Origin of the sequence: Cellulomonas taurus (assembly GCF_012931845.1) — a bacterium.
Classification (GTDB): Bacteria; Actinomycetota; Actinomycetes; order Actinomycetales; family Cellulomonadaceae; genus Cellulomonas; species Cellulomonas taurus.
Genome location: NZ_CP051884.1, coordinates 1,338,396 through 1,357,979, shown reverse-complemented (window position 1 = coordinate 1,357,979; position 19,584 = coordinate 1,338,396). Strand labels below are relative to the sequence as shown.

Here is a 19,584-nt window from a genome sequence, read left to right as displayed (position 1 = left end):
CCCATATCGTTTCTCGATGTTATCGAGTGTCGATATGCAAGGAGTGGGGTCATGCAGCAGGAACAGCAGCCGTGGTTCGCGCGACCGGCCGATCTGTGGAGCGTGCTGATCGTCGGCGGTGCGGCGGTGGTGTGGAACCTGATCGTCCTGGTGCGCGGTGTGGTGCGCCTGCTGCCGAACCAGGACGTCGACGTGACGGTGCTGCTCCGGGGCGTCCAGCTGACCCTGCCGATCGGACCGGACGGCGCTGCGGTGCCCGCGCAGATCGGCGCGGCGACGGTACCGGTGTCGGACATGCCCGTGTTCGTGCGACTGCTCGCACTCGGCGCGGTGGCGGTGGTGCCGCTGGCGACGATCGCGGTCGCCCTGCTGGTGCTGGCGCTGTGCCGCAATATCCTGAACGGCCAGTTCTTCTCGCCCACGGCGACCAAGATCGTCACCGCGGTCTCGCTGGTGGTCGCCGGAGGCTGGGCAGCGCAGCTGGGGTTCACCGTGATGACCTCGAACTGGGCGCTGGCCACCATCGGCGACCCGGTGGTGTCGGACGCCGCCCGGATGCCGCTGGACTACACCCCGGTGATGGCGGCGATGGCGATCGGTGGGCTGGCGGCGGTGTTCCGGGCCGGCGAGCGGATGCAGCGCGACGCTGAGGGCCTGGTCTGATGCCACCGCTGGAGGACACCGGGCGGGTGCACTGCCGACTGGACGAGCTGCTGGCCGAGCGCGGGATGACGCTGGCCCGGCTGTCGGAGCTGGTCGGCGTCACCGTGGTGAATCTGTCGGTGCTGAAGAACGACCGGGCGAAGGCGATCCGGTTCTCCACCCTGACCGCGATCTGCGACGTGCTGGGCTGCCAGATCGGCGACCTCCTGGTCGTCACCCCGCGACCGGGATCGGGACCGACGCCCTAGCTCCCGGGACGCGGTCAGCCCAGCAGCCGGGCCACCAGCTCCTGCCATGCCGCCACACCCTCGCGCCCGGCCCGGCCCAGGGCGTCCGGACCCGGCACCGGTCCCGGCCGGTGCAGCGCCGGGTCGTAGGGCAGGTGCAGCACCGGCACCGCGTCGGGCCAGGCATCGGCCCCGTTGCGGCCACCGCGCCACCCCCGGCGCCCGACCAGGACGACCGCGGTGCGGCGCACGGCGGTCGGGTCGACGGCGGACACGCGGTCCACCACCGCTCGGGCGTCGGCGAGGCCGATCGGGGACCACGGGGTCGCCACGGCGAGCGCGCTGCCCTCGGCAATCAGCCCGGCCACCGGTGCGTCGGCGCGCAGCACCCCGGCGTCGCGGACGGTGTGCTCGACCCTGACCCGAGGCACCTGATCGCCCCCGGCGCGCTGCACCAGGTCACCCTCCGGTGCACCGATCAGCCACGGCGCACCCTGCGGGTGGTCGCGGAGCGCGGCGAAGGCCAGCGCTGCCAGCGTGGTGACGCCGACCCCGCCCCCGGTGCCGACCACGGTCACGGTGGTCATGCGTCCTCACCCGGCTCGGTCGGCAGTGGCGTGAGCGCCGTCTGCACGATGAACGGCGCCTGACCGCGGCGGACCAGGCGACCACGGCCGGGCGGGAACCGCTCCGCGTGCACCCGGCCGACCAGCGGTCCCTCGGAGCGTTCGCCGGACATGATGAGGGTGGACGCGCCGGTGTCCCGCACCCCCTGCAACGACTGCTGGAACATCGCGCGCCCGGCACCGGCGACCGGCCGGGTGAGCACCACGTGCAGCTTGAGGTCGCGGGCACTGGGCAGGAAGGGCAGCAGGGGTTCCAGCGGGTCGACTCCCCCGGCGGCGATCACGTCGTGGTCGTCCACCAGCAGCACGATCCGCGGTTCGCGGGAGCGCGTCCGCTCGTCGCGGGTGGGCCGCTTCTCCAGTTCGGCGGCGATGGAGGCCGCCAGCCCACGGGCCTGCTGCGGGCTGCGGGCGTGGGCGGCGAGGTAGTCCTCACCGACCACATCCGGCACCTGGCCGCGCACGTCCATCACCGCGATGGTGACCTCGTCCGCGGTGAACCGGTCCTGCAGCCCGATCGCCAGGGTCCGCAGCAGGGTGGACTTCCCGGAGCGGGTGTCGCCGAGGACCAGCAGGTGCGGTTCGTCGGCGGTCAGCTCCCAGAGCGCCGCCTCCATGGTGTCCTGCCGCAGACCGATCGGCACCGCCTCCGGCTCGTCGAACCGGTCCGGCAGGTCGCTGGGGTCGACGACGGTGGGCAGCAGACGGATCGGCGCGGCGGCCGGGCCGGACCAGGACGCGGCGGTGCGGGCGGCGAGCTCCTCCAGCTCGACCCCGACCGCGTCGTCGGCGACCGCGTCCAGCACCGGCAGCGCGATCTGACCGAAGCGCTTGTCGTCCAGCAGCGCCCGACCGGGGGTCTCCGGGGTGATGGTCGCGGACAGCTTACGGTCGACCGAGGAGTCGGCCGGGTCGTTCAGCCGGAGCTCGATCCGGGTGCCGATCAGCGACTGGTGCGCCATCCGCACGTCGCTCCACCGGGTCAGGCCGAGGACCAGGTGGATGCCGAAGGAGGCGGCGCGCTGCAGCACCGAGACGAACGGGTCCTCCAGCTCGGGGAAGTCGCTGCGCAGCTGGCCGTAGCCGTCCACCAGCAGCACGACCTCCGCGGCGGGGAGTTCGGGCACCCGGCCCTCGGCATGCCAGGCACGCAGCTGGGCGATGGAGTCGATGCCCCGCTCCCGGAACACCGTCTCCCGCTGGCGCAGCATGCCGGTGAGTTCCTCTAGCAACCGGACCAGGCGTTCGCGGTGCGCACGGGTCGCGACCCCGCCGACGTGCGGGAAGCCCTCGATCCGGGCCAGCCCGCCACCGGTGAGGTCCATGCCGTAGACGGCGACCTGGCGCGGGGTGGCGGTGAGGGCCAGGGACGATGCCAGGGTGCGCAGCACGGTGGTGCGACCGGACTGCGGCGCGCCGATCACGGCCACGTGACCACCGGAACGGGTCAGGTCCAGCCGCCAGGGCTCCTGCGCCTGCCGGGCCGGGTCGTCGACCAGTCCGATCACCGCGGACAGGCCGACCCCACCCCGGTCCGCCTGGTCCACCACGGCTCCGAGGCCGAGCCGGTCGGGCAGCGGGGACAGCCACACCGGGCGGACCGCCCGCTGCGGGGTGCGCAGTCGGCGCACCACCTCGTCCACCAGGGACGGCCCCTGGTCGTCTTCCGGCACCACCCCGACGGCGCTGCCACTGCCGCGTCCGCGCAGCCCGTTGTAGGTCGGCACCGGCAGCACCAGGTCGGTGGCGTTGACCGCCGGTTCCTCGACCCGGCCAGCCGGACCGGAGACGTAGCCGGCCCGGAACCGGGTGTAGACGCTGGTGTCGACCTTGAGGTAGCCGTAGCCGGGCAGCGCGGGCAGGTGGTAGGCGTCGGCGGTGTTCAGCACGACCTGCGACTCGCTCTCCGAGAAGGTGCGCAGGCCGAGGCGGTAGGACAGGTAGGTGTCCAGGCCGCGCAGCTTGCCGCCCTCGACCCGCTGGCTCGACAGCAGCAGGTGCACGCCGATGGACCGCCCGATCCGGCCGATCTGCAGGAACAGGTCGATGAACTCCGGCTCGGCGGTGAGCAGCTCACCGAATTCGTCGATCACGAGGAACAGGTGCGGCAGCGGCGGCAGGTCCGGGCGTTCGGTGGCCCGCAGCCGGCGGTAGGCGGTGATCGACGACAGCGACCCGGCCTCCTTGAGGATCCGCTGGCGGCGCAGCACCTCCCCGGCGATGGACGAGCGGGCACGGGTGGTCAACTGGGCGTCGTCGGCGAGGTTGTCGATCAGCCCGGCCAGGTGCGGCAGCGGCCCGAGCGGGGCGAAGGCGGCACCACCCTTGTAGTCGACCAGGATCATCGCCAGGTCCTCGGGCGGGTGGGTCAGCGCCAAGGAGAGCAGCAGGGTGCGCAGCATCTCCGACTTGCCGGAGCCGGTGGCCCCGACGCAGATGCCGTGCGGCCCCATGCCGAGCTGGGCCGATTCCTTCAGGTCCAGCTCCACCGGGTTCCCGGAGTCGTCCCAGCCGAACGGCACCCGCAGGAAGTCCTCCGGGCCGCGACTGGCCCACAGCAGCTCCGGGTCGAGGGCGCCGGGGCCGTCGATGCCGAGCAGGTCGTGCACCGCGGGCGTGCGGTCGTCGTCCTCGTCCGGGGCCAGCACCTGGGCGGTGCGCAGGGCGGCCAGCACCCGGGCGGTGGCGGTGAACAGCGCGCCACCGACCAGGTCCGGGGTGAACGGGGTCTCGGTGGCGGCGGCGGTGCCCGGAGCGGTGGTCAGGGTGGCACCGGCCTCCCTCAGCACGATCCGGACGTCCACATCCTCCGGCTCGTCCAGCTGATCGTCGACCAGGTGCACCACGGCGATCCCGAGCGCACGCGGGTCACCGCCGGGGGCGGCCAGGGTCCCGGCGCGGGCACCGTGGTCGTCGGCCACCACCAGCAGCCGAGCGGCCGGGACGACGGTGGCACCGGTGCGGCGGGCGGCCCGGGCGTGCTGCAACCGCTCGCCGAGGGTGCGGCCGAGCACCCGGCTCAGAGTGCCCAGATCGGGGGCGACCCGACGGGCGGGCACCGGTCCGTCGAAGACGTCCGGATCCTGGGTGTGCGGCAGCAGGTCCAACCCCGCCCACTCGCTCGCCCGGTCCTCGCCGTAGGCGGCGGCCATGCTCAGGTCGTCCGGGCTGTGCGCCACCGCGAGCTGCAGCAGCATGGCGCGGACCAGCGGCACGGTACGGGACCGGTCACCGACCACCGCGATCACCCCGGCCGAGCGCAGGTCGACCGGCACCGGCATCCCGTCCACCCGGGCGAACTGCTCGGTGACCAGCTCGACCTCGGCCGACATCAGCGGGTCGTGCGGCTGCACCGGCGACTCCGGGGGCGGCACCCGCAGCTCGAACCACGGCACCGGGCCGACCCCGACCCGGGCGCTGAGGTAGTCGGCGTCCCGGCGGCGGCGCTCCCAGACCCGGGCGGGATCACGGGCGACCCCGGCCAGCGCGGGCGGATCCGGATGCAGGGTGACGGCGCGGGCACGGGCGGTGGCGGACTCCTGGGTGAGTTCGCCGCGCAGCCGCTCCAGGTAGTCCAGGTACTGCTCGCGCCGGTTGCGGGCCTGGCGGGCGGCCCGACCACGACTGGTCAGCGCGAAGCCGACGCCGCCGACGATCGCGACCACGAAGACCAGCGCCGCGACGACCAGGAACAGCGGCTGGCCGTTGCGCAGCACCACCATCATCACGACCGAGGACATCGCCCCGACCACGGGCAGCAGGAACTGCAGCGGGGTGCGTCCGCCCCGGTCGTCCTCCATCGGCGGCGGGGCCGCCACCACCTTCTCCCCCGGCGCCGACAGCGGGACCGTCGAGCGGGTGGGGCGGTGCACGATCGTCGCGGTCATCGGGCCATCTCCAGGCCGGGTCCGGCGGCGGCCACCAGCAGGGCGCTCAGGCGCAGCGTGGCCAGGCTGGTCGCCGCGGACAGCCGCGCCGAGGACACCGGGCGCGGAGCGCCGTGACTGGGGTCGTGCGGCACCGGCACCACCGGGATCCGGGAGTGGGCGGCCAGTTCGCGCAGCCACCGCGGCCGGGCACCCCGCAGGTCGACGGCGGCGATGACCGCGGGGAGTCGGGTGGCGGTGGCCAGGTCGACGGCGTGCTGCAAGGCTGCGCGTTCGGCCTCGGCGACCACGCAGAGCACCGAGCTGGCGGAGACCGCCGCGCCGACGTCGGCACCGCTTCGGGCGCCCCAGTCGGTGACCACCAGGTCGAAGAACCGTCCGGCCGGTCCCAGCGCACGCCACCAGCGACCGTCCGGCACCGGGCCCGCGTCGTCGGCCAGGTCCAGGCAGTGCAGTCCCACCGGGGTGCGCACCAGACCGGCGGTGACCTCCTCGCCGCTGCGGGCGGCGCGGCGGGTGGCGTCCTTCTCCACCGTGGTCCCGGCGGCGACCGTGCACCCGGCGTGCCAGAGCAACGACCGGTTCCCGGCGGAGGCGTTGACCGCCAGCACCCGGTGTTCGCGGCGCGCAGCCAGGGTGGAGGCCAGCATCCCGGCGACGGTGGAGCACCCGGCTCCGGCCGAGACACCGACCACGCCGATCCGGCTGCTGAGCGCCAGCGGTGCCCGGACCTGGGCGTCCAGCGCGGTGAACTCGGCGACCCGGTCCGGCAGCGCGGAGGCGAGCACCCGGGCGACCACCCCCATCAGAACGTCCCGACCAGGTCGCCGAACACACCGAGCATCGCCAGCAGCAGCGGCACCGTGGCGAGCACGCAGAGCAGTTCGATCACCGAGGCGAGTCGGCGCAACCGGGCCGCCAGCGGGCCGGCGGCCGCGGAACCGGCGATCACGGCGGCCAGCAGCAGCACGACCCCGGAGCCGATCAGCACCGACTGCTGGTCGCGGGTGAGCGTCCAGCCCACCGCGATGGCGACCCCGGCGGCGATCAGCGCCAACCGCTGCGGCGCGAGCGGGAGCACCCGGGCACGCAGCAGCACCAGGACACCGAGCACCCCGCCGAGCACCGTGGACCACACCACGTCGCCGCGGACCAGCAGCCAGCCGGTGATCGCGACGACACCGGCGGCGGCGACCGTCGCCCAGGTCAGCGCCCGGTAGGTCTCGGTGACCGCGTGCAGCACCCGACGGCGTTCGGGCCGGCGCCCCTCGACGGCCCGGTCGTCCAGGCCGTTCAGCCCCGAGCCGGTCATCGCCAGTCCGGGCAGCACCCCGAGCAGCAGCACCGCGAGCACCCCGGCGGCCGCCAGCGCGCCCGCGTCGGTGGCCACCGGCGGCAGCACCAGGGCCAGACCGGTCAGCAGCACGGCGGTGCCACCACCGAGTCCGGCGGACATCGCGCCCGCGCCCAGTCCGCCGACGATCCCGGCGATGGCACCCAGCAGGCCCCAGACCAGCAGTGCCACCGGGGCGTCCCAGCCCAGCAGCGGGGCGAGCGCGACAGCGCCACCACCAGCGGCGGTTGCCAGCACCCAGGCGGGTCCGGCGCGGTGCAACCGGGCCAGCAGCGCGGCGAGCAGGGTGGCGACCAGCACGGCGAGCGCCCCGGTGCCCCGGTCCAGCTCCCGGACGGCGAACCAGCCGGTCACCGCCGCCACACCCGCGAGGGCGGTCAGCGACCACACCGGACGCCAGCGGTCGGCCCGGTCGGCGAGCGCCTGCGCCACCACATCGGTCACGTCCGCGACCTCCGGCGGCGGCGGCGCCTGGTCCACCCGCACCACCCGCAGCAGGGTGCCCTGGGCCAGCTCCTGTTCGGCCAGGGTGCGGGTGAGGTCCACCTGCTGGCCGAGCAGCGTGGTCAGGGTGACCGGGCGACCGGAACCGGAACGGTCCTCGGCCAGCAGGTCCAGCAGCGGCGGCAGCAGCGCGGCGACCGGCTCGTCGTCCGGCAGCACCACGTCGGCCTTCCGCGCGGCGCCCTGCACTGTCAGCCGGGTGTACCCGCTCACTGGTTCTCCTCCACCACACGCATCGACACCGGGTCGACGGTCACGCCACTGGACGGGTCGGTCAGATAGCCGGACGCCGGATCGACGTACCAACTGGTCCGCGGGTCGATCCAGCGCCCGTCGGGACTGCGGACATAGCCGGTGGACTCGTCCACCGGGAAGCCGGTACGCGGGTCGATCAGCTCGCCGGTGCGCTGGTCGCGCAGATAACCGCTGGCCTCGTCCTCGACCAGGTACTCCGAGGCGGTCAGCGGGTTGGCGGCCAGAGCGGCGGTCAGGGACTCCACCGCGGAGGTCTCCCGGCGGCTGTCCAGCTGGTCCTTCACGAAGGAGAACCCGAGGCAGCCCACCCCGGCCACCGCCGCCAGCACCACCGAGCCGACGAACCGGCCCAGGTTGGTCGGCACCGCCCGCCGCTGGTCCAGGGCGCCGAACATCAGTGCGGAGCTGACCCGTTCCCGGTGGGTGCGGGTCGATTCCAGCAGGATCTGATCCCGGTCGATCATCCGGTCACCCCCGTCGGGTCGGCGAGCAGCAGCACCCGTTCACCGATCGCGATCCTGGCGCCCAGGGGCACCTCGACCGGCTGGTGGGCGGTGAGCGCGGCGAAGGTCTCGCCCGGCGCGGCCACGGCGGTGCCGTTCGCCGATCCGAGGTCGGTGACCCGCACCCCGGCGTCCACCGGTTCGAGCAGGACGTGGTTGCGGGACAGCGTGCGGCTGAGGTCGGTGACCCGGGCCACGCCGTAGCGGGCATCCGCGGGGGCCTCCGGCGACCGGCCGAGCACCGTCGCCCCGTTGATCGCCAGCACGGTGCCGTCGTCCACCAGCACCGCCACCGCGGCGGCGTTCTCGGCCCGGCGCGGCGACCAGCGGTCCGGACCACCGGGCAGTCGGGGCACAGCGAGCGGGATCAGCGCCAGCGGGTCCGCGCCCCGGCGCAGATCCACCGTGGCCCAGTGCTGCATCCCCCGCCGCGGCGGCAGGGCGGTGTCGGCGTCCACGGTGCGCAGACCGAGCAGCCGCTGGCCGGGGGTGCGGCCGGTGCGGGTCAGGTCGTCGATGCCGGCGGCGATCAGCGCGAGTACCAGGACGAGTCCGAGCGCCCAGTGCAGCAGTGCGGTCGACCCGACCAGCACGATCAGCACGCAGTCGACGGCGAACCAGCCCCGACGCCACCCCTGCGGCGGCACGGACCCGGCCAGCAGCGCCTCGGCCGGCACCACCGAGCGGTCGCCGCCGGAGATGCGGGTGAGCTCTGCGCCGTCGGCCGCCCCGCGGAACGCCCGGACGTCCATCAGCTCAGCTGGCGGGGCCGGGGCAGCCCGACCATGTGGACGATCAGCGCCAGGTGCTCCCAGAGCCCGCCGAGGTCGAGCCGGTCGGGATCGGTGGAGCCGCCGAGCGGCAGCAGCGGCACGTAGCCGAAGCACTGGTCGATGGTGGGGATGCCGAGCCGGGGCAGCGCGGCGGTGTACGGGCGCCGTTCGAGGATGTCGTCCAGCATCTGCGGCTGCTGCAGGTCGGCGATCAACTGCTCGGGGTCGGCGCTGAACGGCTCGATGGTCCCCCAGCGGAATCTCACCAAATGGAACACCGGGTCGATCCACAGCAGGAGGTCACCCATTCCGGTGACAAACACCGGCACGGTGCCCTCCGGCATGCCGATCACGCCGTCGAGCATCTGAAGTGCGTGGTCAGGGTCCAGGAGGCGGACGTAGCCGTCGTCGCCGATCAGGCCGGTTCCGTGCTCCGACCAGGCGCGCAGCACCGGCTCCGGCACCCGTCCGGCGTAACGGTCCAATGCCTCGGCGGACAGGGGTGCGGCCTGGCTGAACTGGGGAAACGTCGGCATCGGTCTCCTTGCGGGGGCGGGGCGTCGGCCCGACGGTACCTGGACGGGCGACATCCGCGAGTCGAGTCGCGTGTATCTGGCAGTCAGGACGATTGTCGTTTACGGTCGTGCGCGGGGTCGGACAAATCGCCCTACTCGCTCATACCGGTTCAAGCATGCCAAACCGCCGGTCAGCCTAGGAGGAGAGCCATGAAGTTCGCCATGGAAGCCGACGCACTGCAGGTGCTCGGCCGCAAGACCTCCACCGAATCCGATGACCTCGCGCAGCTGGTCCGGAACCTGGTGGACGCGGCCGAACCGCTGGAGGGCACCTTCAACGGCACCGCCAAGGGCGCGTTCAACTCGTTCAAGGAGCGCACCGACGAGGTCGCCGCCACCCTGTCGAACGCCCTGGTGGGCATCACCCAGTCGATCTCCGGTCAGAACCTGGCGTTCGTCACCGCGGCCGACGAGGGTGCCGACACCCACCACTCCGCCGAGGGCGCCGCGGACTTCGCCGGTGCCGACACGTCCAAGTTCGCCCCCCGCTGAGCAGGAGGATCGCCATGTCGAGCAACCAGATCGACCGGAACGACTACGACATCGCCGCCTCGCAGTCGGCGCAGTCGAACTTCGAGCGGGCCGCCGCTGCCCTGGAGGCAGCCCTCGCCCGCCGCGACCAGGACGTCAAGGCCGCGATGGCGGTGTACTCCGCCGACGGTGTCTCCGACCGCTACGCCGGGGTCGAGGCGCAGTGGAACGCCGCCGGTACCGAGGTGCGCGGGATCATCTCCGCCATCCGGAACTCGCTGGCCGAGAACGACGAGATCGCCCGCCGCGGCCTGCAGCGGGCCGGCGCCGCCATCCCGGACTGATGCACGTCGTCCACCCCGTCGCGGACGAGTGGACCGAGGAGTACTCGCTCTTCAGCAGCAACGCCCGGCGGGTGCTGCTCACCACCCCGTTCGCCACGTTCCTGGAGGCCGCCGTCACCGACGGCCTCAAGCCGGTGCTGCTCACGACCGGCGACGCCTCGCTGTCGCCGTTCGTGGTGGCCGCCATGCGCCGCAGCGGCGGTTACTGGCTGGTGCGCACCGACCGGGGCGTGTTCGACGGGCTGTCCGGCTACGCGGTGGACGCGGTCGAGGACCTGTGGCGGCGGTCCGGCACCGACCGGGCCCGCCTGCCGGGCTACGAGTGGGAGCCGGAGCGCACCAGCCCCCGGGAGGGCGTACTGCTGTTCGACGTGCACGCCCACACCCGGGCCACCGCCGAGGTGACGGTGGGGCCGCTCGCCGAGACCGTCCTGACCGGGCTGGGCGGCGTCGTCCCGGAGCGTTGGGGAGCCGCCGAACCGCTGCTCGCCCCCTGGGACCCGCAGGCGGTGACCGACGACCTGCGGCGCCAGATGCCGGTCAGCGCGGTGGTGCACTCCCGGGGTGGGGACGGCTTCGTCGACCTGGACGTGGCCCGGACCCGCAGCGGACTGCTGCACCACGTCAAGGGCGGCGTGCGCACCGGCAGCTACCCCACCCGGCTGGAACCGGTGCTGACCGCCGCCACCACCGCCCTGACAGCCGTGGCGGAGCAGCATCAGCCCACCATCGCCTTCGTCTCCCTCGCCGAGATGGAGGCGGGGCTGGACACCCGGCCGAACGGGGCCAAGCCCGAGGTGCCGCTGGCCGTGCTGATCGGCCCGCGCGGCGTGCACGACCTGGGCCTCGACCTGGACGCCCTGCGCGCGCAGTACGACCTGACGGTCCTGGGCCGTCCGCGCACGCCAAGCGTGCTGGTGCGGTTCAGCCGCCCGGACATCGGACTGTGGGCGCAGCTGTTGGCCTTCGCGCACGACATCGGGCCGGAGCGGATCGCCACCGCGATCGGGATGGACGGAGCCAGCTGATGCCGACCGAACTCGTGCTGTTCTCCGACGTCGCGCCGACCGCCGACACCCTGGCCCGGGCGGCGGCGGGCGCCCACCCGGACGGCAGCTTCCTGGAGTTCCACGACGGGGCGATCCGGCAGGTGCTGGACGCCGACGGCCGGGGCCTGCTCAGCGTGTGGGCGTCCCGGCGGATCGTGGACACCACCGAGGCCGCAGCAACCGTCGCCGATCCCCCGGCGCGGTACGGACTGTGGACCGACCTGACCATTCCCTTCGGGGACCCCACCGCCGGTCGCGCGGTGGCCGACGAACTCGCCACCCTGGTCGGTGGCGTGGTGCGGAACCGGATCTGAGGAGCAACCGATGAGCGGATGGAAGATCCAGCCCGCCGACGTGCAGTCGGTGCTGACCGACGTCCAGGCGACGGCCGACGAACTGGGCACCGCCCTGTCCGAGGACAAGTTCCAGGGCGTCCTGGACGGACTGTCCTGGGGCGGTGCCCTCACCGGCGAGGTCGCGATGGCGGTCAACGCCGTCCTGGGCGACCAGAGCACCAATCTGTCCAACATCGGCAATCGGGTGACCGCCGGGACCCTGGGTGTGGCGAACGCGGTGATCGCGTACAACAACGGCCAGGAAGAGATGTCCGGCACCTACCAGGCGGAGCTGCTCAAGTCCGCCGAGTCCGGTGACTTCCAGTACTTCGTCGACCACGGCTACCAGGGGTGACGCGATGACCATCACCGACACCATGTGCGTCGCCGACGGGGGCTTGATCAACCCCGAGGCGTTCCCGGCCCGGGCCGGCGACCTGGACACCAGCACGATCACCGAGTCGGCGACCGCGATGCGCGGCTTCGGCACCGCCGTCACCGACAAGACCGACACCATCCACACCACCTGGGGCCGGCTGAACGGCATCTACCAGGCACCCGAGCAGGACCGGGTGTTCGCGTTGATGGACCCGGCCGTCACCTCCGCCACCGAACTGAAGACCACCTTCGACGAGGTCGCCGGGCATCTGGACACCTACGCCGCAGCGCTCGAGGGACTCAAGAGCCGGCTCGCCTCGGTCGAGGAGCGCGCCGCCGCGTTCCGCGCCTCGGTGATCAACGGGGTGACCGTCGACGCCTCCGCCGCCAAGGACGCCAGCTTCGGCGACCACATGGCCTGGGCCTTCGACTGGGTGCCCGGGGTGGACCAGCGCCAGGTGACCGTGCCCTGGTACGAGGACGGCGCGTCCGTGGACAAGAACAACGCGCTGCTGGAGGAGTACGCCGGGATCCTGTCCGAGATCACCGCCGCCGTCGCCACCGCCGCGAACGCGATCAACGGCCTGGTGCAGGGCATGTGCATGGCCCCGGTCGAGGCGGTCCCGGCCGAGGCGTTCACCGCGCCGGACGCCGCGATGCCCTGGGGCGGCGCCGCCACCGAGGACCGGAACTGCCGCGAGTCGGTCGGCAAGGGCTTCAGCGACTTCGGCACCGGCCTGGCCGAGGGCGCCGGGATGCTGGTGCTCGGCTACAACCCGGAGAACGGCGAGTTCTTCACCGGCACCGGCTGGGGCCAGGCCTGGGGCGGACTGGGCGACCTGGTCGGCTCCACCCTGCTGCTCGCCTCGCCGGTGGGCTGGGTGGCCGCCGGGATGGCCGCCACCGGCAACAACGACAACGACTTCTCCGACTTCATGTACGACCGGTCGATGACCTTCCTGTCCGGCGCGGGCAGCCTGATCGGCTTCGACCCGCACAACCAGGACGACCCCTGGCACGCCTGGAAGGACGACGCCGTCGCCACCGGCACCAGCACGGTGCTGAACGTCGGCACCTTCTTCATCCCCGGCGCCGGCCAGGTCGGTGCCGGACTCAAGACCGGCAGCATCAGCGCCAAGGTGGTCAGGATCGCCGGGGCCGCCTCCGAGTTCGCCGTGCAGGGTGGCTCCTGGGTGGTGAAGGGCGGCGTGAAGATCGTCACCGGCCTCAGCCACGCGGTGCGCTTCGGGCTGGACGACGTGCTGCGCAACCTGCACCCGGGCCAGGTCGCCGCCGCCGGAGCGGGCGGTGTGCGACTCAGCCCCTCCGGCCTGATCGCCATGATGGACGACCTCGGGCACGCCAACCCCGGTGCGCACACTCCCCCGGTGCGGTCCACCCCGGTCAGCGGCGACCTGTTCGGCCGCGGGCCGGGCAGCCACCTGGACAACCCCGGGTCGAACGCCCACCACGGCTTCGACAACGGGACCCCGAACGGGCAGCACGCCCCCGGCACGCAGGGCGGGAACACCCCGGGTGCGCACCACGGGGTGGACAACGGCACCGGCTCGCACGGCTCCGACGGGTCCAACGGCTCGAACGGATCCCACGGCTCCTCGGCGCCGGAGTGGACCGGTGACCGGCACCCCGACGGCCGCCCGGACATCCACGACGTCGACCCCTCGCACTACAACGACCCGCGGTACGACCCCGCCGACTACCGGTACGACGGTCAGCCGCGCGGCGAGCACGGGAACATCGGCACGGTCAACCCGGATGTGCCGTCGAGCTCCGGCCTGACCCTCAGCGGCCGCCTCGACCCGCCCGGGGTCGTCCCGGAGGCCCTGCGTCCCTTCGTCGACAACGGCACGCTCACCGTCGACCACGGTGTGCTGCGACTGTCCGACGAGGTGCAGGTCGACTTCACCCGGCGCAACCCGAACCACGACCTCACCGAGTTCCAGCGCCAGGGCGAGATGCAGATGCAGTCGCTCAAGCAGCAGACCGTGGCGGACTGGGACGCCCGGCTGGACAACTTCGAGCAGAACGGTCGCTCGGAGGCCGCCGCGCAGAAGGCATACCGCGAGCAGCAGATCCAGCTCCGCGCCGACGCCATCATCGCCCGCGCCGACCACGAGATCAGCCCGGCGCAGGCGCTCGCCCAGGCCAAGCAGGAGCTCAAGGGCACCGCCGCGCTGCACGGACCCGACCAGCGTCCCGGGGGCAACCCGCTGCAGTTCACCGGGCTGGGTGACGCGGGGGTCAACGGGGCGTACGGCTGGGGCTGGGAGCACGGCGGCCAGGCCGACATCCTCCGCGAGGCGATGGACGTGCGTCTGGAGCGGTCGGGTATCCCCGAGCACCTGTGGGACGACGTCCGGATGAACGTGAAGCTGGTGGTGCACGACGGCCTCGCCGTCGCCGCGCCCTGACCCGAACAGTGACAGAGCGACAGAGCGACAGAGTGACAGACTGACAACGTGACGAACTACGGACCGCACAACGACCTGGTCAGCGCTTTCCTGGAGCAGGTGCGTGCCGCCGACCTGGAGACGATGCGCGCCCTGGCCGCGGCGATCGTGCCCTCGGACCTGCGCGTGGACGCGACCCGAGCGATCGCCGACGCACGGCTGTCCGCCTCGGTGCGCACCAGCGTGCACAGTGCGGCGGTGAAGACCTTCCGCGAGCTCGGGCTGCGCCGGGAGGACTTCCCCGGTCGCCGCGACCTGCCCCGGGTGGACACCGCGATCAGCACGGCCAGCACCGCCATCGCCGCGCAGGAACAGCTCAGCCCGGAGCACCTGCACGCCCTCCTCGACCCCTTCGCGGAGGTCGGCTTCACCGCAGCGCGCACCGCCTTCGGCCAGCACTGACGCACTACGCTCCGGAGCAGTCCCATCCGTCGCCCAGCCCCGGAGCCCCCGATGTCCACCATGCACGGTCACGACACCGACGACGGCCCCCGGCTGACCCCGGCCGAACGGCGTCTGATGCGCGAGCTGCCCCCGCACTGGCGGTCACCGGTGCCGCCCCGATGGCTGCCGCGCGCGCTGCTGATGATCGGCGCCGCGGTCTTCCTCGGGCTGATGATCTGGCGGGCGGCCGGGCTGCTCGGCAACGTGATCACCATCGTGGTGATCTCCTGGTTCATCGCGCTGGCGATGGAGCCGCTGATCCTCTGGCTCGGTCGGCACGGCATCCGACGCACCTGGGCCACCGGGATCACCATGATCGGCGGGCTGCTGCTCGCGGCCGGGATGCTGGCGTTGATGGGCGGGCTGTTCATCAGCCAGCTGGTCGACCTGGTGACGTCCATCCCCGGCTACTACCGGAAGCTGAGCATCTGGCTGGACCAGCAGTTCGGCGTGGACGTGCCGAACACCAGCGACCTGATCACCACGATCAGCGGCTACGGCGACGAGATCGGCAGTCAGGTGCTCGGCGTCACCTCCGCGGTCGCGGGCACCCTGTTCACCTTCACCGCCGTGCTGCTGGTGGTCTACTACATGGCCAGCCAGGGGCCGAAGTTCCGTGCGGCGGTCTGCCGCTACCTGGCGCCGCACCGGCAGCGCGAGGTGCTGCGGATCTGGGAGCTGTCCCAGGACAAGGTCGCCGGGTTCATCAACTCCCGGGTGATCCTGGCGGCGATCTCCACCGTCGCCACGTTCCTGTGCCTGACGCTGCTCGGGGTGCCCTACGCGCTGCCGTTGGCCGTCTTCACCGGTCTGGTGAGCCAGTTCGTGCCCACCGTCGGCACCTACATCGGTGGCGCCGCCCCGGTGCTGGTCGCCCTGGCGCTCGACCCGATCAAGGCCGTCATCGTGCTGGTGTTCATCGTGGCGTACCAGCAGGTCGAGAACCTGATCCTGACCCCGAAGGTCTCCCAGAAGTCCCTGCAGCTGAACCCCGCGGTCGCCTTCCTGTCGGTGCTGGCCTTCGGCGCGCTGTTCGGCGCCCTGGGCGCGATCCTGGCGCTGCCGGTGGTCGCCACCATCCAGGCGGTGTCCTCCACCTACCTGCGGCGGCACGAGCTGATCGAGTCCGAGCTGCTGGCCGAGGAGCCGGTGCGCAAGAAGAAGGACGACGAGGCAGCGCCGACCGCCAGCACCGATCAGGCGTAGAACACCCGCTCGACCACCGCCCGCGACCGGCGCGCCGCCCGCAGCCAGGTCTCCTCCAGCTCGGCCGCCGACCCCGGTGCACCGAGCACCGCGGCGATCCCGGCCACCGCCTGCCGGTCGTGCGGCAGCACATCGGCCTGCGCGCCGCCGACCCGGCCGGTCCACAGCACCAGGGCGTCCCGCAGCCTCGACGCCAGTTCCCAAGACTCGGTCAGCACCGCGGCGTCCTCGGCGTCCACCAGCCCGGCCTCGCTCGCCGCCGCCAGCGCGTCCAGCGTGCTCGTGGTGCGCAGCCCGGGGACCGTCGCGGCGTGCAGCAGCTGGAGCAGCTGCGCCGTCCACTCCACATCCGCGATCCCGCCGCGGCCGAGCTTGAGGTGCCGGGTCGGGTCGACGCCGCGCGGCAGCCGCTCGGACTCCACCCGGGCCTTGATCCGCCGGATCTCCCGCACCGCACTCGGGTCGAGCCCGTCCGCCGGGTACCGCAGCGGGTCGATCAGCGCCACGAACCGCTCGGCCAGGTCGGTGTCCCCCGCGGCCGGGCGTGCGCGCAGCAGCGCCTGGCACTCCCAGACCTCCGCCCACCGGGCGTAGTACTCGGCATAGGAGTCGAAGGAGCGCACCAGCGGCCCGTTGCGGCCCTCCGGGCGCAGATCGGCATCCACCTCCAGCGTCGGCTCCGGGCTCACCGCGCCGAGCAGCGACCGCAGCCGGGTCGCCACCCCGATCGCGAAGGTCTGCGCCAGGGTCGGGTCGGCACCCGGGCGCGGGTCGTGCACGAACATCACGTCCGCGTCCGACGCGTAGCCCATCTCCTGGCCGCCGAACCGGCCCATCGCCACCACCAGCAGGGCGGTCGGGTCCGCGTCGAGCCGTCGGGCGACCCGTTCCTCGGCCGACGCCACCCGCAGCGCACCGGCGATCAGGACATCGGCGCTGGTGGACAGGCTGCGCGATGCCCGGGTGCCGGTCACCACCCCGAGCACGTCGGCGACCGCGGTGCGGGCCAGCTCCCGGCGCCGCAGGGCCCGTAGCGCCGTCACCGCGGGCACCGGCTCGTGCGCCCGGGTGAGGATCGCGTCCGCCTCCGCCGCCAACCGCTCCGGGGTGCGCGGCAGGAGTTCGGCGTCCTCGTCCAGCCAGACCACCGACTCCGGGGAGCGCCGGAGCGCATCGGCCACGTAGCGCGAGGTGGACAGCGCCGTGGCCAGCCGTTGCGCGGCGGTGCCGGAGTCCCGCAGGAGCTTGAGGTACCAGTGCGTGCCGCCCAGGTCGTCGGACAGGCGGCGGAACGCCAGCAGGCCGCCGTCCGGGTCCGGGCCGTCGGCGAACCAGCCGAGCATCACCGGCAGCAGCTGACGCTGGATGGACGCCCGGCGGGACACCCCCTCGGTCAGCGCGGCGATGTGCCGGACGGCACCGGCCGGGTCCCGGTACCCGATCGCCGCCAGCCGGGCGCGGGCCGCCTCCGGCGCCAGGGACGCCTCCTCCGCCGACAGCTGGGCGACGGCGGGCAGCAGCGGGCGGTAGAACAGCTCCTCGTGCAGGCGGCGGACGTCGCGGCGCACCTGCCGCCACCGCTCGGTCAGCGCCTGGGCGGCATCCGTGCGCAGCCCGACGGTCCGGCCCAGCCGGCGCAGGTCGGCCTCGGCGGTCGGCATCAGATGGGTCCGGCGCAGGCGGTGCACCTGGTTGTGGTGCTCCACCGCGCGCAGGAACCGGTAGCAGACCCCGAGCTCGGCGGCGTGGTCCCGGCCGACGTACCCACCCTCCGCGAGCGCCGTCAGCGCGGTCAGGGTGTTGCCGGACCGGATCGACTCGTCGTTGCGGCCGTGCACGAGCTGCAACAGCTGGACGGTGAACTCCACGTCCCGCAGTCCGCCCTTGCCGAGCTTGATCTGCCGGTCGGCCTCCGCCGCTGGCACGTTGTTCTCCACCCGGCGTCGCATCGCCTGGGAGTCGGCGACGAAGTTCTCCCGCTGCACCGCCTGCCAGACCATCGGGTTCATCGCCTCGACGTAGGCCCGGCCCAGCGCGAGGTCCCCGGCGAGCGGGCGCGCCTTGAGCAGCGCCTGGAACTCCCAGGTCTTGGCCCAGCGCTGGTAGTACTGCCGGTGCGAGTCCAGGGTGCGCACCAGCGGGCCGTCCTTGCCCTCCGGTCGCAGCGCGGCATCCACCGGCCACAGCTCCGGTTCGGCCGAGGGACCGGCGCAGGCCCGGGCCAGGCCGGTCGCCAGGCGGGTCGCGGCGGCCAGCGCCTCGGCCTCGTCGGCACCCGGCACCGGCTCGGCGACGTAGACCACGTCCACGTCGGAGACGTAGTTCAGCTCCCGACCGCCGGTCTTGCCCATCCCGATCACCGCGAGCCGGGCCGACATCCCGTGGTCCGGCAGCTCGGCCCGGGCCACCGCGAGCGCCGCCTCCAGGGCCGCCGCCGCCAGGTCGGCGATCGCCGCCGCCACCGCAGGCAGCAGGGTGAGCGGTTCGGCGCTGGTCAGGTCCGTGGCGGCGATCCGCAGCAGCCGCCGCCGGTAGGCACGGCGCAGCGCGTCGGTCGGTGACTCCGGCTGACCCGCCACGGCGTCCGCCACCGGCACCGCCGCGGTGGGATCGGCCCCCACCGCGGTCAGCAGCTCGGCCCGCACGACACCGGCGTCCACCCCGACACCCGGCGTCTCGTCCACCATCAGCGCCAGGTCCTCCGGATGCGCCGCCAGCTGGTCCCCCAGTGCGACGGACGCCCCGGTCACCGCGATCAACCGTCGGCGCGCCGGGGAGTCGTCCCGGAGCAGCGGTGCCAGGTCAGCACCCGCCGACCCGGCGATCTTGGCCAGGGCCAGCAGCGCCAGGTCCGGTTCCGCCGCCTCGGCCAGCGCGGGCAGCAGCAGATCGGCCACCCGCTCGGCGGCGGTGTCCCCGGGCACCGCTCCGTCCGGATCGCCACAGCCCAGCACCCCGGCCAGCGCCGCGTCGCCGAGCAGGCGCTCAGCCCGCGCGGCATCGTCGAACCCGGCCCGGGTCAGCCGTCCGGCCAGCGAACCCGCACGTCGCGGTGTCGTCGCACTCACCCGATCACCGTACCCAGCCACCGCCCCGCTCACCTCAGCGCCCCCGCCCGGCGCACCGCAGCCCCCCGCCCGAAGGCCCGCGCCGCCCCGCCCAGACTGCCCCACCCTCCGGCACCGAGTTCGGCGCTTCGCGCCCCACGAACGCCCCAACCCAGCCGAAGTCGGCAGTTCGCGCCCGAGGTCGGCGCTTCGCGCCCGAGGTCGGCAGTTCGCGCCCGGAGTCGGCAGTTCGCCACCCGGATTCTGGCGTCAACTCACGACCTCGCCACCTGCGGCCCGCGCGCCACCCAGCGGCCGCACGCCCGAGCCCACCCGAACGGCCCACGCCCAAGCGGTCCGGGCCGCGCCCTCGCACGCCCGCGCCGCGCCCAAGCAGCCCGGGCCCGAGCAGTCCTCGACCGCGCCATCTGCGCCCGGCGCGCGGAGCAGAGCAGTCGGGCGGAGCAGAGCA

At 73.5% G+C, this 19,584-nt stretch carries 18 protein-coding genes; 10 read left to right on the top strand and 8 right to left on the bottom strand.

The annotated features are described in order from the left end of the window. Window positions 1-26: 26 nt before the first annotated feature. Together HGK68_RS06290 and HGK68_RS06285 are read left to right on the top strand one after the other, a co-directional pair. Window positions 27-650, top strand: a complete 624-nt coding sequence (locus HGK68_RS06290; protein WP_425483676.1) for a hypothetical protein — start codon at window positions 27-29, stop codon at window positions 648-650. A gap of 12 nt (window positions 651-662) precedes the next feature. Next, window positions 663-911, top strand: a complete 249-nt coding sequence (locus tag HGK68_RS06285; RefSeq protein WP_169165195.1) for a helix-turn-helix domain-containing protein — start codon at window positions 663-665, stop codon at window positions 909-911. 14 nt (window positions 912-925) lie between these two features. Here the strand turns inward: HGK68_RS06285 and HGK68_RS06280 are convergent, their stop codons facing one another. Genes HGK68_RS06280 through HGK68_RS06250 form a run of 7 tightly spaced genes read right to left on the bottom strand, consistent with a single transcriptional unit; the run spans window position 926 to window position 9,328 of the window. Then, a complete protein-coding gene (locus tag HGK68_RS06280) occupies window positions 926-1,477 on the bottom strand; it encodes a hypothetical protein (RefSeq protein WP_169165194.1) in 552 nt (183 codons plus the stop codon). Beyond that, complete coding sequence (eccCa, locus tag HGK68_RS06275) at window positions 1,474-5,403, bottom strand: type VII secretion protein EccCa (protein WP_169165193.1); 3,930 nt, start codon at window positions 5,401-5,403, stop codon at window positions 1,474-1,476. The genes HGK68_RS06280 and eccCa overlap by 4 nt, the downstream gene beginning before the upstream one ends. Continuing rightward, complete coding sequence (locus tag HGK68_RS06270) at window positions 5,400-6,209, bottom strand: MinD/ParA family ATP-binding protein (RefSeq protein ID WP_169165192.1); 810 nt, start codon at window positions 6,207-6,209, stop codon at window positions 5,400-5,402. The genes eccCa and HGK68_RS06270 overlap by 4 nt, the downstream gene beginning before the upstream one ends. Continuing rightward, window positions 6,209-7,474, bottom strand: a complete 1,266-nt coding sequence (locus HGK68_RS06265) for an EsaB/YukD family protein (RefSeq protein ID WP_169165191.1) — start codon at window positions 7,472-7,474, stop codon at window positions 6,209-6,211. Before HGK68_RS06265 ends, HGK68_RS06270 begins: the two co-directional genes overlap by 1 nt. Then, entirely contained in the window at window positions 7,471-7,980 is a 510-nt protein-coding gene (locus tag HGK68_RS06260) for a hypothetical protein (RefSeq protein WP_169165190.1), read from the bottom strand. The genes HGK68_RS06265 and HGK68_RS06260 overlap by 4 nt, the downstream gene beginning before the upstream one ends. Further along, window positions 7,977-8,771 (bottom strand): FHA domain-containing protein, encoded by a 795-nt coding sequence (locus HGK68_RS06255; RefSeq protein WP_169165189.1) that lies wholly within the window; start codon window positions 8,769-8,771, stop codon window positions 7,977-7,979. Before HGK68_RS06255 ends, HGK68_RS06260 begins: the two co-directional genes overlap by 4 nt. Then, entirely contained in the window at window positions 8,771-9,328 is a 558-nt protein-coding gene (locus HGK68_RS06250) for a T6SS immunity protein Tdi1 domain-containing protein (RefSeq protein ID WP_169165188.1), read from the bottom strand. The genes HGK68_RS06255 and HGK68_RS06250 overlap by 1 nt, the downstream gene beginning before the upstream one ends. A gap of 189 nt (window positions 9,329-9,517) precedes the next feature. Between HGK68_RS06250 and HGK68_RS06245 the strand changes: the two genes are divergently transcribed. Genes HGK68_RS06245 through HGK68_RS06210 form a run of 8 tightly spaced genes read left to right on the top strand, consistent with a single transcriptional unit; the run spans window position 9,518 to window position 16,065 of the window. Further along, a complete protein-coding gene (locus HGK68_RS06245; protein ID WP_206155814.1) occupies window positions 9,518-9,859 on the top strand; it encodes a WXG100 family type VII secretion target in 342 nt (113 codons plus the stop codon). Between the two features lie 14 nt (window positions 9,860-9,873). Next, a complete protein-coding gene (locus tag HGK68_RS06240) occupies window positions 9,874-10,182 on the top strand; it encodes a hypothetical protein (RefSeq protein ID WP_169165186.1) in 309 nt (102 codons plus the stop codon). Continuing rightward, the gene (locus HGK68_RS06235; RefSeq protein ID WP_169165185.1) at window positions 10,182-11,210 is read left to right on the top strand and encodes a DUF6177 family protein; all 1,029 of its coding nucleotides are present in this window, start codon (window positions 10,182-10,184) and stop codon (window positions 11,208-11,210) included. Before HGK68_RS06240 ends, HGK68_RS06235 begins: the two co-directional genes overlap by 1 nt. Continuing rightward, the gene (locus tag HGK68_RS06230; RefSeq protein ID WP_169165184.1) at window positions 11,210-11,545 is read left to right on the top strand and encodes a hypothetical protein; all 336 of its coding nucleotides are present in this window, start codon (window positions 11,210-11,212) and stop codon (window positions 11,543-11,545) included. Before HGK68_RS06235 ends, HGK68_RS06230 begins: the two co-directional genes overlap by 1 nt. Window positions 11,546-11,555: 10 nt before the next feature. Beyond that, window positions 11,556-11,921 carry a DUF6507 family protein gene (locus tag HGK68_RS06225; RefSeq protein WP_169165183.1) on the top strand — a complete coding sequence of 122 codons (366 nt, stop codon included), beginning with the start codon at window positions 11,556-11,558 and terminating at the stop codon, window positions 11,919-11,921. A gap of 4 nt (window positions 11,922-11,925) precedes the next feature. Continuing rightward, window positions 11,926-14,376: a polymorphic toxin type 15 domain-containing protein gene (locus HGK68_RS06220; protein WP_169165182.1), complete on the top strand. Its 2,451-nt coding sequence runs from the start codon at window positions 11,926-11,928 to the stop codon at window positions 14,374-14,376. A gap of 48 nt (window positions 14,377-14,424) precedes the next feature. Continuing rightward, entirely contained in the window at window positions 14,425-14,817 is a 393-nt protein-coding gene (locus HGK68_RS06215; RefSeq protein ID WP_169165181.1) for a hypothetical protein, read from the top strand. A gap of 51 nt (window positions 14,818-14,868) precedes the next feature. Next, window positions 14,869-16,065, top strand: a complete 1,197-nt coding sequence (locus HGK68_RS06210) for an AI-2E family transporter (protein ID WP_246260627.1) — start codon at window positions 14,869-14,871, stop codon at window positions 16,063-16,065. On the opposite strand, the gene HGK68_RS06205 is transcribed toward HGK68_RS06210, so the two are convergent. Beyond that, the gene (locus HGK68_RS06205; protein WP_169165180.1) at window positions 16,056-19,133 is read right to left on the bottom strand and encodes a bifunctional [glutamine synthetase] adenylyltransferase/[glutamine synthetase]-adenylyl-L-tyrosine phosphorylase; all 3,078 of its coding nucleotides are present in this window, start codon (window positions 19,131-19,133) and stop codon (window positions 16,056-16,058) included. The genes HGK68_RS06210 and HGK68_RS06205 overlap by 10 nt on opposite strands. Between the last annotated feature and the right edge of the window lie 451 nt (window positions 19,134-19,584).

Coding starts and splice junctions, on each gene's coding strand:
- HGK68_RS06260 (WP_169165190.1), bottom strand. CDS start 7,980: ATGATCGACCGGGATCAGATCCTGCTGGAATCGACCCGCACCCACCGG.
- HGK68_RS06225 (WP_169165183.1), top strand. CDS start 11,556: ATGAGCGGATGGAAGATCCAGCCCGCCGACGTGCAGTCGGTGCTGACC.
- HGK68_RS06245 (WP_206155814.1), top strand. CDS start 9,518: ATGAAGTTCGCCATGGAAGCCGACGCACTGCAGGTGCTCGGCCGCAAG.
- HGK68_RS06285 (WP_169165195.1), top strand. CDS start 663: ATGCCACCGCTGGAGGACACCGGGCGGGTGCACTGCCGACTGGACGAG.
- HGK68_RS06250 (WP_169165188.1), bottom strand. CDS start 9,328: ATGCCGACGTTTCCCCAGTTCAGCCAGGCCGCACCCCTGTCCGCCGAG.
- HGK68_RS06235 (WP_169165185.1), top strand. CDS start 10,182: ATGCACGTCGTCCACCCCGTCGCGGACGAGTGGACCGAGGAGTACTCG.
- HGK68_RS06210 (WP_246260627.1), top strand. CDS start 14,869: ATGTCCACCATGCACGGTCACGACACCGACGACGGCCCCCGGCTGACC.
- HGK68_RS06255 (WP_169165189.1), bottom strand. CDS start 8,771: ATGGACGTCCGGGCGTTCCGCGGGGCGGCCGACGGCGCAGAGCTCACC.
- HGK68_RS06220 (WP_169165182.1), top strand. CDS start 11,926: ATGACCATCACCGACACCATGTGCGTCGCCGACGGGGGCTTGATCAAC.
- HGK68_RS06230 (WP_169165184.1), top strand. CDS start 11,210: ATGCCGACCGAACTCGTGCTGTTCTCCGACGTCGCGCCGACCGCCGAC.
- HGK68_RS06270 (WP_169165192.1), bottom strand. CDS start 6,209: ATGGGGGTGGTCGCCCGGGTGCTCGCCTCCGCGCTGCCGGACCGGGTC.
- HGK68_RS06280 (WP_169165194.1), bottom strand. CDS start 1,477: ATGACCACCGTGACCGTGGTCGGCACCGGGGGCGGGGTCGGCGTCACC.
- HGK68_RS06240 (WP_169165186.1), top strand. CDS start 9,874: ATGTCGAGCAACCAGATCGACCGGAACGACTACGACATCGCCGCCTCG.
- eccCa (WP_169165193.1), bottom strand. CDS start 5,403: ATGACCGCGACGATCGTGCACCGCCCCACCCGCTCGACGGTCCCGCTG.